This window comes from Neobacillus sp. OS1-2 (assembly GCF_030915505.1).
Taxonomy (GTDB): domain Bacteria; phylum Bacillota; class Bacilli; order Bacillales; family Cytobacillaceae; genus Neobacillus.
On sequence record NZ_CP133265.1, the window covers coordinates 2,863,658 to 2,877,992 of the forward strand.

At 38.8% G+C, this 14,335-nt stretch carries 17 protein-coding genes; 14 read left to right on the forward strand and 3 right to left on the reverse strand.

Annotation, left to right across the window (positions count from 1 at the left end):
* The first annotated feature begins 141 nt into the window (after positions 1 to 141).
* The 3 genes from RCG19_RS14095 to RCG19_RS14105 all read left to right on the forward strand — a co-directional run bounded on the left by RCG19_RS14095 (position 142) and on the right by RCG19_RS14105 (position 1,709).
* Complete coding sequence (locus RCG19_RS14095) at positions 142 to 660, forward strand: RNA polymerase sigma factor (protein WP_308107663.1); 519 nt, start codon at positions 142 to 144, stop codon at positions 658 to 660.
* A gap of 227 nt (positions 661 to 887) precedes the next feature.
* Positions 888 to 1,253 (forward strand): VOC family protein, encoded by a 366-nt coding sequence (locus RCG19_RS14100; RefSeq protein WP_166244256.1) that lies wholly within the window; start codon positions 888 to 890, stop codon positions 1,251 to 1,253.
* An 18-nt stretch (positions 1,254 to 1,271) separates the two neighbouring features.
* Entirely contained in the window at positions 1,272 to 1,709 is a 438-nt protein-coding gene (locus tag RCG19_RS14105; protein WP_166244258.1) for an SRPBCC family protein, read from the forward strand.
* A gap of 38 nt (positions 1,710 to 1,747) precedes the next feature.
* Here the strand turns inward: RCG19_RS14105 and RCG19_RS14110 are convergent, their stop codons facing one another.
* Complete coding sequence (locus tag RCG19_RS14110) at positions 1,748 to 2,149, reverse strand: hypothetical protein (RefSeq protein WP_308107664.1); 402 nt, start codon at positions 2,147 to 2,149, stop codon at positions 1,748 to 1,750.
* Positions 2,150 to 2,598: 449 nt separating this feature from the next.
* Between RCG19_RS14110 and RCG19_RS14115 the strand changes: the two genes are divergently transcribed.
* The 8 genes from RCG19_RS14115 (at position 2,599) to RCG19_RS14150 (ending at position 7,677) form a co-directional block, all read left to right on the forward strand.
* Positions 2,599 to 3,105 carry a DUF456 domain-containing protein gene (locus RCG19_RS14115; RefSeq protein WP_308107665.1) on the forward strand — a complete coding sequence of 169 codons (507 nt, stop codon included), beginning with the start codon at positions 2,599 to 2,601 and terminating at the stop codon, positions 3,103 to 3,105.
* Between the two features lie 15 nt (positions 3,106 to 3,120).
* Entirely contained in the window at positions 3,121 to 3,420 is a 300-nt protein-coding gene (locus RCG19_RS14120) for an antibiotic biosynthesis monooxygenase family protein (RefSeq protein ID WP_166244264.1), read from the forward strand.
* 180 nt (positions 3,421 to 3,600) lie between these two features.
* Positions 3,601 to 3,888 (forward strand): hypothetical protein, encoded by a 288-nt coding sequence (locus tag RCG19_RS14125; protein ID WP_308107666.1) that lies wholly within the window; start codon positions 3,601 to 3,603, stop codon positions 3,886 to 3,888.
* Positions 3,889 to 3,995: 107 nt separating this feature from the next.
* The gene (locus RCG19_RS14130; protein ID WP_308107667.1) at positions 3,996 to 4,694 is read left to right on the forward strand and encodes a response regulator transcription factor; all 699 of its coding nucleotides are present in this window, start codon (positions 3,996 to 3,998) and stop codon (positions 4,692 to 4,694) included.
* Positions 4,695 to 4,697: 3 nt separating this feature from the next.
* The gene (locus RCG19_RS14135) at positions 4,698 to 5,633 is read left to right on the forward strand and encodes a sensor histidine kinase (protein WP_308107668.1); all 936 of its coding nucleotides are present in this window, start codon (positions 4,698 to 4,700) and stop codon (positions 5,631 to 5,633) included.
* A gap of 132 nt (positions 5,634 to 5,765) precedes the next feature.
* Positions 5,766 to 6,689 carry an ABC transporter ATP-binding protein gene (locus tag RCG19_RS14140; protein WP_308107669.1) on the forward strand — a complete coding sequence of 308 codons (924 nt, stop codon included), beginning with the start codon at positions 5,766 to 5,768 and terminating at the stop codon, positions 6,687 to 6,689.
* Positions 6,682 to 7,374, forward strand: a complete 693-nt coding sequence (locus tag RCG19_RS14145) for an ABC transporter permease (protein WP_308107670.1) — start codon at positions 6,682 to 6,684, stop codon at positions 7,372 to 7,374. Before RCG19_RS14140 ends, RCG19_RS14145 begins: the two co-directional genes overlap by 8 nt.
* A gap of 84 nt (positions 7,375 to 7,458) precedes the next feature.
* Positions 7,459 to 7,677, forward strand: a complete 219-nt coding sequence (locus RCG19_RS14150) for a hypothetical protein (protein WP_308107671.1) — start codon at positions 7,459 to 7,461, stop codon at positions 7,675 to 7,677.
* Between the two features lie 43 nt (positions 7,678 to 7,720).
* On the opposite strand, the gene RCG19_RS14155 is transcribed toward RCG19_RS14150, so the two are convergent.
* Positions 7,721 to 8,677 (reverse strand): D-2-hydroxyacid dehydrogenase, encoded by a 957-nt coding sequence (locus RCG19_RS14155; protein ID WP_308107672.1) that lies wholly within the window; start codon positions 8,675 to 8,677, stop codon positions 7,721 to 7,723.
* A 148-nt stretch (positions 8,678 to 8,825) separates the two neighbouring features.
* Positions 8,826 to 10,130 carry an SGNH/GDSL hydrolase family protein gene (locus tag RCG19_RS14160; RefSeq protein ID WP_308107673.1) on the reverse strand — a complete coding sequence of 435 codons (1,305 nt, stop codon included), beginning with the start codon at positions 10,128 to 10,130 and terminating at the stop codon, positions 8,826 to 8,828.
* Between the two features lie 383 nt (positions 10,131 to 10,513).
* On the opposite strand from RCG19_RS14160, the gene RCG19_RS14165 reads away from it, so the two are divergent.
* The 3 genes from RCG19_RS14165 to RCG19_RS14175 all read left to right on the forward strand — a co-directional run bounded on the left by RCG19_RS14165 (position 10,514) and on the right by RCG19_RS14175 (position 14,182).
* A complete protein-coding gene (locus RCG19_RS14165) occupies positions 10,514 to 11,281 on the forward strand; it encodes a 3-hydroxyacyl-CoA dehydrogenase (RefSeq protein ID WP_166244282.1) in 768 nt (255 codons plus the stop codon).
* A 338-nt stretch (positions 11,282 to 11,619) separates the two neighbouring features.
* A complete protein-coding gene (locus tag RCG19_RS14170) occupies positions 11,620 to 12,639 on the forward strand; it encodes a LacI family DNA-binding transcriptional regulator (protein ID WP_166244284.1) in 1,020 nt (339 codons plus the stop codon).
* Between the two features lie 277 nt (positions 12,640 to 12,916).
* Positions 12,917 to 14,182 (forward strand): ABC transporter substrate-binding protein, encoded by a 1,266-nt coding sequence (locus RCG19_RS14175; protein WP_308107674.1) that lies wholly within the window; start codon positions 12,917 to 12,919, stop codon positions 14,180 to 14,182.
* Positions 14,183 to 14,335 lie beyond the last annotated feature (153 nt).

A 14,335-nucleotide genomic window follows, 5' to 3' on the forward strand; every position in this document is an offset into this window, starting at 1 on the left:
AGCAAGGCGCTTCCGCTTTTCTAATCTTAAGAAATTTTTAAGATTGTCTTAAATGAATGTTAAGATTTTTCGATTAGTATTAAGATACTATTTAAATTCACTGGACGAGTGTACATTTTTGAAAGGATGGTAGGGGGGATAATGGTGAATAAGATTGATTTTTCAGAGGTATATAGAATGTACTATAAACGTCTTTTTCATATAAGCTTTTCTATCACTAGGGATTTGCATCTAGCAGAGGATGTCGTTCAGGAAACGTTTATTAAAGCGATGAAAAAGGTTGAAACAATCGAAGAAGAAAAGAAGATGGGTGCCTGGTTATCCGTCATTGCTACCAGAACGGCGATTGATTATGTCCGAAGCGAACGGAAAAAGCCTGCAACCTTGATGGAAGAGGATATGCTTGAATGCTTGGGAAAGGAAATGATGCAAAACGTCGAGGAGGAAGTGGAACTAGCGAGTTTTCAGGAGCAAGTGAATGCCGCTATTGCAACGCTCACCACCGAATACCAAGCGGTGCTTAATCTTAAGCTTTTGCATGGTTTAAAGGAGTATGAAATTGCCAGCATCCTCGATATCAAGCCAAGCACGGTGAAAACGAGAATCTACCGAGCAAGAAAACAACTAAAATTACTGTTTCTCAAACAGCTAACGGCTTAAATATATGCAGTAGAACCGGAAAGTCCTTCATTGCTTGATGAAGGACTAATCTTGATGGATTTCCCACTGGGAGGTTCATCATCGTCCTTATGAAGGACAAAACCCGTCAATTCCTCCTTAGAATTGTCCTTCATTTAGGTGATAAAGGGGAATCCACAAAGAGTTTTTTTCCAAAACTTTCTATGGTAGAATTGTGGGAAGTATATTTGAAAATCGGAGGAATAAGGATGAAAAGTGCTAGTCCATACATATTTGTAGATAATTGCGAGAAAGTTATGGAATTTTACCAAAATCTATTTGGCGGGGAAATGACGAATATTCAAAAAAGCGATGACGGTAAGTGTTTGCATGCTGAACTTCATCTTGGTAACAGTATCATTCACTTTTCAGATACATTCGGCAATACCCATGTCGGAGATAACGTGCGAATCAGCCTGGAATGTGAAAGTGATGAAGAAATTAGAAGAGTATATGATTTGCTTAGCCAATCTGGAAAAGTTACTTTCCCATTGCAAGAAACATTTTGGGGAGCCATGCACGCAAATCTAGTTGACCAGTTTGGTATTGGCTGGCTGTTAAATTTTTCAAAGTGAATGAAAGGAAGTACGTGAATGAACAACCTTACAAAAATGAAAATAAATAAACCAGCGAAGGATGTATTTGAAGCTTTTGTTGATCCAGCAAAAATCGGGAACTTTTGGTTCTCGTCCAGTTCGGAAAGATGGGAAAAGGGCAAGACGATTACGTTGAAATATGAGGAATACCAGGCTCAAGTAAGTATAAATATAATTGAAATCGAAGAAAATAAAAAGGTTGTTTTCCGCTGGGGCGCAAATGGCGAAGGGCATATTGTGACAATAGCGATGAAAGAACTTGATCACTCGGCAACCATAATTGAAATTACCGAAGAAGGATTTAATGAAAATGAGGATGAGCTAATCCTGCAATTGATTGATAATAAAGAAGGCTGGGTTTTTATGTTAACCTGCTTAAAGGGATATTTAGAATTTGGAGTGAACCAATTAAGAGGTGGATTAGTAAAGGATTGACATGAAAAGAGCCAGTTGGCTCTTTTTCAGTCCTCCCCTTAATCCATGTCTACTTTGTCTAATGGAAATTCTTTAACGACATTCACACCATCTAAAATAATCAAAGTCGAATCAAAAGCCAATTCTTTCATCTCTTTTAAGTGAGCACCTTTTTTAATTTTATATTCAACGTGGAATGAGCCTTCATGCCCGGAGTCGATGAGTCCGGTACTCCCAGAACCCCACGGAATCATCTTAATAAACTCGCTCCCTTCAACTAACTCCATTTTTGATGCTAACTCTTTGTTAGGTCGTACTACCACTTCTATTCCATAGTTATGTTGGCCGGGGTAATCAAATTCACTTTTAAATGGAGTGTTACCAGTATTTTTGATTTTAATATCGTAACGTAGAATTCTCTCCGCTTTAATGATGGTAGTATCAATATGGGTAATAACCAACTGATTCGCCCTATGAAATCCAGTGAGTGGAAGCAATGAAATAAGTAAGAACACAAATGCTAACTTTCTGATGATAATACAGCCCTTTCTACTTGATATGATTTCCGTGTTTATTATTTATGATTATTGCCAGGATTATACATATACTGGTGTAGGGCTTAGCAATGCAAAAATGTGCTTAATTGGAAGGAATTCTACAAAATTTATGAGGAATTCTACAATTGAAAAGATTTTTCTACAAAAATGAAACTTATTCTACAAATTAGAGAAACAATTCTACAAAAACTGGAAACGTCCTTCCAAATAGGACCGCTTTTCCTTCATCTCTTGGCACAAAATTCATGGTGACCTCCAAATACACCTTTTAAGCCACAATTGCACAAAAGATGTAACAATCACTACCACAACCCGATTGTTATGAAGTTGATAATGTTGGTATGGACGCTATAATGAACTATGAGGTGATTAATATCCTGGACATCCTATTTTGGGTTATTATTATTGCGTGTTTTATCTTTAGTTTTGTCGGGTTGATTTATCCGATTATCCCCTCAGTGTTGTTGATTTGGGTTGGCGTGGTGTTATATCACTTTGGGGTAAATTCACATGAGCTTTCCTGGATCACATGGACTATGTTAGGGTTATTGACTATTCTCTTATTTTTAGCAGATTATTTAGTGAATCTTCACTTTGTCGATAAAGCTGGAGGATCTAAGTGGGGGACGAGGGCTGCAACAATTGGATTAATTGTTGGCAGCTTTGTGATACCACCTTTTGGCGTGATTGTTGTACCATTTTCTTTAGTCCTACTAGCGGAAATGTTGCAAAAGAAAACATTCCAAGATTCGATTAAAGTGGCGTTTGCTACTTTAATTGCCTTTTTTAGCGGCACCTTCGCCAAAGCGATCATTCAGTTAATAATGATTGGTGTTTTTGTATTTGGTGTGATTATTTAGATTTGGGTGGATACCATGATAGTGGAAGCGGCAATACTTCAGGTTAAACACGGGATGGAAGTTGAATTTGAGGAGGCGTTCCGACAGGCATCGGCAATTATCTCTTCGATGAAGGGGTACGTTTCCCACGAATTACAGCGTTGTATGGAAGTTAACGGGAAATACTTGCTGCTGGTAAAGTGGGAAACCCTAGAAGACCATACGATTGGATTCAGGCAATCTAGTGAGTATCAAGAATGGAAGAAACTATTACATCATTTCTATGATCCATTTCCAACAGTGGAGCACTTTGAGAAAGTTCGGTTAGTGGATTAAGCCAAAAGGATTGAAGTTAAATCAGAAAAGAAAACTGGTGCAACTCTTGAATATGAGGGTTGCCCTTTTTATTGAATAAAATAAATGGCAGGTTATTTTCTATGGATCACCGAATATATAAGGAATAAAATTGGTTGGTCTTTTAAAAAAATATGTCCGTAATCATTCTGGAGGTGCCTTATGCAGTTATTATTTTGGCCGTGTACGATTGCCTCACTAATCCTCTCCATTATTGCCATAAATATTAGGAATCCCAAACTCCTTGTTCTATCTTCATTCCTTCTATTACCTATGTCGTTATATCTGGCGGCCACACCACGTTTCCACATATGGGGGCTGATTTTTCCACTCCTTTATCTGGGTGCGGCAAAATTCATAACAAAGAAAGTGATTTGGTTGGCCACTTTGGTGATTATTCCCAATTTTTTATTAGTCGGTTGGCTGGGATTAGCTGTTTTAACTCAGTAGTTTCTTGGTAATCCTTTTTTCTTGCTTTAGAACGTAGCAAGAAAAGAGGATTTTTCAGTGAGAATATGGAAATTAACCATATTGGAATGAAAGAAGTGGAGGATATAATGAAACAAAGAATATTATTAGTAGAAGACGATGCGGCCATCAGCGAGATGGTAAAAGGTCAATTTACCAGAGAGGGATTCGAGGTCGTGCCTGCGTTTGATGGGGAAGAGGCGCTAGAGGTTTTTGCAAACGACACATTTGATTTGATTCTCCTTGATTTAATGCTGCCAAAGCTGGATGGAATGGAATTTTTAAAAATCATCCGAGAGAAAAGCATGATACCAGTTCTGATTATGTCAGCAAAGGATGGGGACTTAGATAAAGCGTTGGGTCTCGGCTTTGGTGCGGATGATTATATTGCCAAGCCATTTTCGATGATCGAGCTAACGGCTAGAGTGAAGGCGGCCATCAGAAGGGCGACCCACTATTCACGAACAGAACAAAAGCAGGAAGTAAATGTGCTGATAGTCGGTGAATTGATACTTGATCTTGATAATTTCTCCTTACTTAAAAATGGAAGTGACATCAAGCTAACGGCAAAAGAGTTTCATATCCTAAAACTATTTATCTCACATCCGAGCAGGGTCTACACCAAGGCACAAATTTATAGTTTGGTATGGGAAGATGAGTATTATGGTGATGAAAATGTGATAAACGTACATATGAGAAGATTACGGGAGAAGATCGAAGATGACCCATCCAAACCAAAGTACATTAAAACATTATGGGGTATCGGCTATAAACTTGGGGAGTTTTAAACGATGGTTATTTTTTTTCTCATGGTCATAATCGGATTGGCAGCCCTTAATTTCTATCAATATAATGTGAGAAAAAATGAAAAGAGAAATTTCACGTACATACACAGAAAACTAAAGCAGATAATCGATAATCAAACGGATGAAAAGCTGTTGGTGCATACGGGGGATGAGGAATTAAAGCAGATATTAATCGAAATTAACCGTCTCCTAGAACATAATCAAAAAATGATGGCCAGCTACAATAAAATGGAGGCATCGATGCGGAAAATGCTCTCTAACATTTCGCATGATTTAAAAACACCGTTGACTGTTGTGCTCGGATATATCGAGATTGTGTTGAATAATCCCAACAGAACAAACGAAGAAACCAAGGAACTTTTGCAAAAGGTCAACGTCAAAACCGTTGAAGTTTTAGACCTAATTAAGAAGTTCTTTGATTTAGCAAGGCTTGAATCCGGAGATAAAGATTTACCACTTACAAGGGTGAACATGAACGAAGTTTGCCAGAAAAATATTTTACAGTTTTATGAGGTTTTATCCGCAAAAGGCTTTGACGTCGTGATTGAGCTCCCAGAAACAATTCAATATGCACTTGGAAATGGGGAAGCACTTGACCGAGTTTTGAACAATTTGCTCTCCAATGCCATTCAATATGGTGGAGAAGGGAAAGTCTTGGGTCTGACACTCAGAAGTGATGAACAGTATGTTTTCATTGACATCTGGGACAAAGGAAAAGGAATTAGTGAGCTACACAAGGATTTAGTATTTGAAAGAATGTACACACTAGAGGATTCGCGAAATAAATCTTATCAGGGAAGCGGCCTTGGCCTTACCATAACTAAACGCCTTGTGGAAAAGATGGGTGGCCACATTTTTCTAAACAGCAAACCCTATGAAAAAACAACCTTTACCGTGCAAGTAAAGCGAATTACATATTAAAACAGCTAAGGGTGCCTCAGGATAATGAGTTGCCCTTTTTTAACTTAAGAATTTCGTAAGATTTGATTAATAAAAAAGAAAACTCTGCTGACTAGAATAGGAATTAGATAAGACGAAGGGGAGCTGAACTATATGAGCTACATGATTAAAACAAACCAACTGACCAAAGCTTATAAGGGCAAGGAAGTGGTTTCAAATGTCAATATGAGGGTGAAAAAAGGCGAAATATACGGGTTTCTTGGTCCGAACGGAGCAGGGAAAACAACGATCATGAAGATGCTGACAAATCTAGTAAAGCCAACGAGCGGTGAAATTGAAATATTTGGTGAAAAGCTTACCAACACCTCTTATGAAGTGTTAAAGCGGATGGGCAGCATTATCGAATATCCTGTTTTCTATGATCGGTTAACGGCCCGCGAAAATCTCGAGCTACACTGCGAATATATGGGGTATTACGACAAAAAGGCGATTGATACGGCCCTTGATTTAGTTAAATTAAAGGATATTGAAAATAAATCAGTGAAAGATTTCTCACTTGGAATGAAACAGCGCCTCGGAATTGCACGCGCCATTATTACCAAGCCGGAGCTTTTAATCCTAGATGAACCCATTAATGGTCTCGATCCGGTGGGGATTAAAGAACTGCGTGATTTATTCCATATGCTCTGCCGTGAATATGGGATTACGTTGCTAATCTCGTCACATATCCTTGGTGAAATGGAGCAAATTGCCGATACTATTGGCGTGATCAGTGACGGCCAATTAATTAAAGAAGTTTCGATAAACGAAATCCACGAACAAAATACCGAATATATTGAACTCGTGGTTAACGATGTGAAAAAAGCGTTTTATGTCCTTGACGAAATTCTACACCTGACAAATTTTAAAGTGGTCGGCGAATCATGTTTTAGAATCTACGATAAGGGAGCTTCACAATCAGAAATATCGAAAGCATTAATTTTAAACGACGTTATGATCGAGGAAATCAATAAAAAGAATCATTCACTTGAGGATTATTTCCTAACTTTAATCAATGGGGGCGGGATCAGTGCGTAAATTAATCAGTCTTGAAATAAAGAAGTTTAAACTATTTTCCTATCTAAAAGCAGTTGGTATTGCAAATTTAGTTATCATGGGGTTGCTCTGCTTGATCTATTTTATGGAAAAAAGTGAAGGGACGCTGGCTTTTGGCAGCTATGAAATGGCTTTTGCCGCGTTTAACAGTATTATCCGGCCCACATTTATCATCTTTGCTGCGGTGCTTATTTCTAGAATCATCATTGATGAGTATAAGAGCAATTCGATTACGCTCATGTTTATGTATCCCATTAGTCGAAAAAAAATCATGATTGCCAAGTTAGTGATTGTTGCTTGCTTTACCTTTTTTACGATTGTGTTATCCAATTTAATTATTGGCAGTTTATTTTATTTAGTCGATTCCTATTTACATTTTATGCCGAAGGAATTGACCGCCGAGGTCTTAAAAAATGGCTTGATTCAAATGATTCTTGAAGCCATTGCGTCGGCTGGTATGGCATTAATCCCGCTTTATTTTGGAATGAGAAAAAAATCTGTGCCTACCACCATCGTCACCGCCATCATTATGGTGTCGCTAACATCGTCTTCAGCGGACGGCGTTAATCTCTTTGCCTTTATTGCGATCCCAATAGCCTTAGCTCTAATTGGCTGTCTTATTGCCTACCTTTCCTTTAGGAATGTAGAAAAAGTCGATATCAATTAACAGGATCATGGTCTAAATTTATCAAAACTCCTATATTTTATATGGAAGGATACACACATTCCATTTGAAATAGGTGAGAACAATATGTTTGCAGTTCATTTTTTTGAAAAAAAGAATTTGTTATTAAGTCAGTTTCTAAACAGCGTTCCAACCGAGGGGGAAGACGTAAAAATTAAAGGCCGCAAAGCAAAAGTCACCAGTATTACAAACGTGGATGAAAAAGTTGTTCATGTGCAAGTGGTGGTAGAAGTCGTTAAGAAAAGTAAATTTGTGGTCGATAATGCCAAAAAGAAAAAGCGATAAATAAAGCAGTGGATTTCATGTTGAAGTCCACTGCTTTCTGCGTTTAATATCCTTTTGAAATATCAACAAGATTGATAGATGGAGTTTTACCTGAAATATACTCCTTTAAATTAGGGATTAAGATGTTTTCGACCACACGCTCCGTGTAAAACTCAGTAGAGCCTGATGTGTGTGGGGTTATAATGACGTTTTCCATTTCCCAGAACGGACTATCCGTATGTAATGGCTCTGTTTCAAATACATCCAGACCGGCACCAGCAATGGTTCCCCCCTGTATTGCCTCGACAAGCTCCTCTTCCACAACGATTTCTCCACGGCCGATATTAATAAAAAAGGCGCTTGATTTCATTTGCTCAAACTGCTCAGCACCAAATAATTGATGAGTTTCCTTTGTATGCGGCAGGGTTACAACGACATAATCACACTTTGGCAGCAGCGAATTTAATTGGTCTGGGGTATACATTTCATCCACATTGTCAGCCTGCTTCCCGGAGTGCCTGATACCAAGAACCTTCATCCCGAAGGCTTTGGCTATTTTCGCTGTCTCTTTTCCAATTTCCCCCACACCAATAATTCCAATCGTTTTCTCGTGCAATTCTAATCCCATATGGGCGTGGTGCCACGTATGCGCTTGTTGGTTTTTTACATAGGTATGGATTTTTCGGGTTAAGCCAAGCATTAAGGCAAAAATGGTTTCGGAAATGGGATAGGCGTGAACGCCATTTGCGCTTGTTAAGGTAATATTTTTCGATTGTATGGTTTCAAGTGGCAAGGAATCGACCCCGGCACTCCAGGTTTGCAGCCATTTTAGGTTGGAATGAGGTGTGAGGCAATGTTCCTCCAGGCCCTTCTTCCAGCCGGCAATGATTTCAGCATCCTTGGCATGCTTTTGATAGATTTCTTTATCTTTGCTAACAATTAGTTCCCAATCGGGGATAACCGATGCTATTTGTTCGATATACTTTTGATCAAGATTGTGGGTGATGAGTATCTTCTTCATATACCATGATTCCTCCAGTCCGTATAGTTAACTTTATTTTAATAATAATAGGGAGTTAAGGAAAGGCATAAAAATGGTTAGCTTCCAGAAAAAAAGGTTAAGTCCTCCTTGAGGGGACCTAACCCTATTGCTTAAGGCGACCATAATGTTAAATCATTCTTCTTCTTCGAGCCTGCTGAAATATCGTGGCTGCGAATCCAGCAAGAAGGAATCCAAGACCTAGGATCAGATAGTTGTACATAGGAGATGCGGTATTTGGCAGCTTGTTTCCAGTAGTAACAACAGAAGTTTTTACGGTTGTTGGTGCTGGAGTATTCGTTGTTGTTGGAGCTGGCTTACTTGTATCAGCAGGGTTTGGATTGCTCGTATCCGTTGGAGTCGGGTCTGGAGTGTTCCCAGGATTAGGAACAACATCATCTGTTTTAATATTTTCAATCTTGATGGTCTTAACAGACTTGGCACCTTTACTATCTCTGACATAAACAGTGTAAGTTCCATTTTTTGTTACTTGGAACTTGTTTTCAGTAATAGTAGTACCCGTCCCAACTTCTGCAAAATCAGCAACCGTCTTTTCGCCTTCTAGCCATTGCATCGCAAGAGCTTTCTTAGTAGTGGTGGTAATAGTGATAGTCACAGGATCCTTAGTAGTTTCTGTCGTGAATGGGGTTAAGTCAACAGTGATTTCTCCAGGAACTTGTGCAGCGAGTACTCCTGTAGCTAAGCTGGCCAAAACCTTTTGTCCTTCTTCATTGGGATGGACGTCACCATTTGGGAAAATATAATTTGCTTGTTTACCTTTAAAAGCAGAATAGGCATCGGCATATAGCGATTTTGTTTGAGCAGCTATACCTTGGAATCCTGGGTTCACCAAAGGAAGAAATTGTTCCCCAACGGGATAAAGCGCTGCTAAGGTACTTGAAAACGGATTGTAAATATTGTAAATGATGATTTGAGCATCGGTATTTTGTGATTTAATAGTACCGATAATTAATCCTAAATTTGAAAATAGGTTAGTTGAAATATCATTAATAGTTTTACTGAAAGCTACTGGGTCAATTGGCGTTGTAGGATTACCAATTATAGCTTTTATGTCTTTATTTTGTAAGAAGTCATTGCTTCCAATATCCAATGTAATAACATCAGCATGATGAATTGCTGCTAGATTTTCAGGTTTTTGTATTTCTGTTAACAATTGTCCTGAAGTCCAGCCCCCACCGCTAATGTTTTTTCCAACAACATAATTCCCATCTCCAATTAAATATGGAAAGGCCTTTTGGGATTGATGTGCGTTTGTAGGATCGGTTGCCTTTTCAAGGTTCCATCCATATGTAATCGAATCCCCCAGTGAAACTAGATTGGGCCTGACATCAGTTTCAGCAAAAGCCAATGATGAGAAGCATGTACTTATAATCAACATAAATGCAAATAAAATAGATAGTCGTTTGAATTTCAAATTAATTACCCTCCTACTATGTAATTTTTCCTACAAATTCTATTATAATATCCTAGATTTTGAATATTCAATAAATATCATTCTACAAAATATGCAAAAGGACCTGAGAGAAAAGACATAGTTAGTTTGGTAAAGGCTAACATCGATAATGGCCAAGATTTAGGGGATAAAGTAGTTTCTAAGAAAAAGGTTGGCATCTCATTTTAATTAAGGGGAGTCAGCCTTTTTTACTGTCCAATTTTTGAGCATTTTTATTAAAGACTGTCCAACACATATACATGGGAAATAGGAAACTACAAGAATATCTGAGATCATTGCTATGATATCAATTGGCATAATTCTTGCAATTTAGTATTAGAAAATAATATGAGGGGGACGAATTTATGAAATTACAAGAATGTCTTGCTGTTGTGACAGGTGGTGCATCAGGACTTGGTGAGGCTACAGTCCGCACTATTGTCCAAAATGGGGGCAAAGCCGTCATCTTTGACCAATCAGAAGAAAACGGTATGCGGCTTCAAAACGAATTAGGGAAGGATACATTATTTTTAAAAGCTGATGTAACAAAGGAAGAGGATATTCAAGAAGCGGTTAATAAAGCCGCTGAATTTATGGGGGGAGTCAATACGGTTGTGAATTGTGCCGGGATTGGTATTGCTGAGAAGGTACTTGGTCGAAATGGCGCACATAATCTAGCACTTTTTTCAAAGGTGATCAATGTGAATTTAATCGGCACCTTCAACGTGATTCGTTTGGCAGCTGAGAAAATGGTGGGTAATGAAGTAAATGATCAAAACGAGCGAGGTGTTATTATCAATACTGCTTCGGTTGCAGCCTATGATGGACAAATCGGCCAGGCTGCATACAGTGCATCCAAAGGGGGGATTGTCGGAATGACCCTGCCGATTGCAAGAGAGCTGGCTCGTTATGGAATTCGTGTGATGACCATCGCCCCAGGACTTTTCCATACACCAATGTTTGATACCCTTCCGCAGGAAGCAAGAGATTCACTTGGGAAAATGGTGCCGTTCCCTTCGAGGCTTGGTTATCCAAACGAGTATGCGCAGCTCGCCCAAAGTATTATCGAAAATCCGATGCTGAATGGAGAAACCATCAGACTCGATGGTGCAATCCGCATGCAGCCAAAATAAAAGTCAAAAAAGGGAGAGCGATGGCTTTCCCTTTTTCTTTTTATATGGATAGGTGTTGATACAAGCCTAATTCTCCCTTCAAACGGAGGACCATATCTATAAGTAAATATATTACTAAAAATTAATAAATAAAAAAATACAAATATATACAATTGAGGTATTTTAAAAGTTTATTATGCCAAGGAATAGTTTAGTAATTAATTATCAGAAAAAATAAAATATTACTTGAAAGCCCTTTCTATGGATGCTATTATTTTATTGTATCTAGTAAATAATTTAGTGAATTATAGGCAATTTTTTATTGGGGTTACCATTTGAAAGATAAAGAGGGTTAATAGATGGCTACAATTAGGGATATCGCGGACAAGTCTAAAGTATCTGCATCTACTGTTTCAAGGGTCTTGAATAATGATGATACGATTACTGTCCAGCCTGGAACCAGAGAACGTATTCTCCAGGTTGCGAAAGAGCTTGGATACGAGACGATTGTTGAACGACGAATGAAGCAAAAGCAACAGGCAATAGGAAAAGAATTAAGTGTAGGAATTGTACTATGCCAATCTCTGGATGAAGAGATTAGTGACCCATATTTTTTATCCATCCGCCAAGGCATTGAAATGGAGCTGGCAAGGTTTGGAATTAATACGGCGACGTTCCGGTTAAATGAAACAGAAGCTAATCAAATGATTGATGGGCTAGATGGCTTGATTGTCGTTGGGAGAATTAAAGAGACGGCGTTGAAATCTATCAGTAAAGTAGAGGATGTTGTTTATATTAATCATTCACCAAACGAGGACCTATATGACGCGGTTGTGATTGATTTTGAAAAAGCTACAGAAAAGGTTTTGAAATATCTACTAGATACCGGCTACAAACGAATTGGCTATATTGGGGGGAAAGAAGTAGATCATATCAGAAATAAGAAATTCAATTCGGAGGATAAACGTCACACCACTTTTGAGCGGTTCATGAAAGACAAAGAGTTGTTTGATCCTGAGGTCGTATTTATTGGTGAGTATACGATGGTCCAGGGCTATGAATTAATGAAGCAGGCGATTGGTGCGGGCAAACTTCCCGAGGCATTTTTTATTGCTAGTGATCCAATGGCAATTGGTGCCTTACGGGCTTTACAGGAAGCTAATCTTAAGGTTCCCGAAGATATAGCTGTCATCGGATTTGATGATATTGAAGCAGCGAAATTCACCAGTACACCTTTGACGACAATCAGAGTGCATACTAGGGAGATGGGGAGAATAGGGGTAAAACTTTTACTAGACCGTCTTAACGGCAGAGATATTCCATTAACTGTAAAGGTCTCAACGGAATTGGTGGTCAGGGAAAGCTGCAGGAGAAAGTAGTTAAAATAGAATTGTAGTCTTTTAGGAGGTGGTTTTTGGAAAAGCGAATGATAGATTTCTCATTGGTAATAGCCCTCCCGGCACAGCAATAATGCTAGTACCAGGATTGAAAAGTGACTGCCATCACTTCAATAGGGGCTACAAACAGTTAACTCCACCATCGACAGGGAGCTACCTTTTATTATATAGATGCTCCCGAATACCATCAAGAGGACTAACTCATTTATTGGGTAAAAGTACCCAGTGTTTTCTGAAAATATATTGAGGGGGCGTTTTGATGAAAAAACTGTTAAAAACGGTGGCCATTGCGGCTGCATTAACAACGATTGTAACAGGATGTAATAAAGCTGCAGGCAGTAAGGAAGCAAAAGATGATAAGACGGTTGTAACCTTGTATTCGACTGTGACCAATGAAGCAGATAAAGTAACACTGCAGAAAGTGGTTGAAAAGTTTGAGAAGGAAAATCCTGATATTGATATAAAAGAAAATTATCCAGCTGATGGCTATGAAGGAATGTTACGGGTGAAAATGGCTGCCAATGATATGCCAGACTTATTTGATACCCATGGTTGGGCCATCAACCGATATGGGGAGTACGTAGAAGATCTAAAGAATATGGACTGGGTAAAGGATCTAGACCCAGCACTTGACCAAATCTTAAAAGACGAAACCGGCAAAGTCTACGCCTATCCTCTCAACCAAGCAAAAGACGGACTCACATATAATGCTAGTCTATTAAAGGAATATGGAATTGAGCCGCCAACGACATTCGATGAATTCATGGCAGCATTAGAAACTATTAAGAAGAAAGGCAAAGGAGAAGTGACTCCACTCTGGTTCGCTGGCTCAGATAAATCAGCGTTTGGGCAGTATTTTGATCAATTTGCAACACCATTATTAATTACAGCTAATAAAAATTTCCAAAAGGAACTGCTTGATGGAACCTTTGATTGGTCTAATTATACGTATCTACCAGAAAAACTAAAGGAAATGCATGATAAGAAACTTCTAAATGAAGATGTCTTGACTGCCCAGAACCATCAGATGGTTGACTTAATGGCCCAAAATAAAATTGGCTTTATCGTTGGTGGAGGCATGCTCGGTCCTTCCGTAGAGGAACTGAATCCGAAAGTGAAGCTTGGTGTAGTCCCGATGCCTGTTATCTACGAAGGAGATAAGCCAAGCTGGATTGGCGGCGAGCGTCATACATTAGCGGTATGGAAGGATTCAAAAGTGAAAAAAGAGGCGAAAAAGTTTATCGAGTTTATCTCTCAGCCTGAAATGGTAAAGGAAATTGCGGAAGGAACTTCATTGCCGGCAGGTTTAACGAATACAGAATCGAAAAACTATTACTCTGAATACTACGAAAAGTATAAAGACGTTAAGGTAGAGCCTTACTTTGACCGTGTCTATTTACCGAGCGGAATGTGGGATCCAATGGGAGGAACAGGGCAGGAGTTGCTTTCTGGAAAGATGTCACCAGAACAGGTTTCGAAAAAAATGGCTGAAGAATATAAGAGATTGCTAGAACAGAAGAAGTGATCCATAGAGTGATGAAGTGAGATGGATGGAGGGGAATGTGATCATCCCCTCCTATTCTACAACTTATTAGCCATGACTAGGAGGCGATGACCTTGATCGGAGTGGAAACAAGAAAAGAAACGATTGCCGACCCATCTGTAAAGGTAGAAAAAA

What these genes read in the sequence shown, in the direction of transcription:
- RCG19_RS14095 (WP_308107663.1), top strand. Translation starts at nt 142, where the DNA reads ATGGTGAATAAGATTGATTTTTCAGAGGTATATAGAATGTACTATAAA.
- RCG19_RS14100 (WP_166244256.1), top strand. Translation starts at nt 888, where the DNA reads ATGAAAAGTGCTAGTCCATACATATTTGTAGATAATTGCGAGAAAGTT.
- RCG19_RS14105 (WP_166244258.1), top strand. Translation starts at nt 1,272, where the DNA reads ATGAACAACCTTACAAAAATGAAAATAAATAAACCAGCGAAGGATGTA.
- RCG19_RS14115 (WP_308107665.1), top strand. Translation starts at nt 2,599, where the DNA reads ATGAACTATGAGGTGATTAATATCCTGGACATCCTATTTTGGGTTATT.
- RCG19_RS14120 (WP_166244264.1), top strand. Translation starts at nt 3,121, where the DNA reads ATGATAGTGGAAGCGGCAATACTTCAGGTTAAACACGGGATGGAAGTT.
- RCG19_RS14125 (WP_308107666.1), top strand. Translation starts at nt 3,601, where the DNA reads ATGCAGTTATTATTTTGGCCGTGTACGATTGCCTCACTAATCCTCTCC.
- RCG19_RS14130 (WP_308107667.1), top strand. Translation starts at nt 3,996, where the DNA reads ATGAAACAAAGAATATTATTAGTAGAAGACGATGCGGCCATCAGCGAG.
- RCG19_RS14135 (WP_308107668.1), top strand. Translation starts at nt 4,698, where the DNA reads ATGGTTATTTTTTTTCTCATGGTCATAATCGGATTGGCAGCCCTTAAT.
- RCG19_RS14140 (WP_308107669.1), top strand. Translation starts at nt 5,766, where the DNA reads ATGAGCTACATGATTAAAACAAACCAACTGACCAAAGCTTATAAGGGC.
- RCG19_RS14150 (WP_308107671.1), top strand. Translation starts at nt 7,459, where the DNA reads ATGTTTGCAGTTCATTTTTTTGAAAAAAAGAATTTGTTATTAAGTCAG.
- RCG19_RS14155 (WP_308107672.1), bottom strand. Translation starts at nt 8,677, where the DNA reads ATGAAGAAGATACTCATCACCCACAATCTTGATCAAAAGTATATCGAA.
- RCG19_RS14165 (WP_166244282.1), top strand. Translation starts at nt 10,514, where the DNA reads ATGAAATTACAAGAATGTCTTGCTGTTGTGACAGGTGGTGCATCAGGA.
- RCG19_RS14170 (WP_166244284.1), top strand. Translation starts at nt 11,620, where the DNA reads ATGGCTACAATTAGGGATATCGCGGACAAGTCTAAAGTATCTGCATCT.
- RCG19_RS14175 (WP_308107674.1), top strand. Translation starts at nt 12,917, where the DNA reads ATGAAAAAACTGTTAAAAACGGTGGCCATTGCGGCTGCATTAACAACG.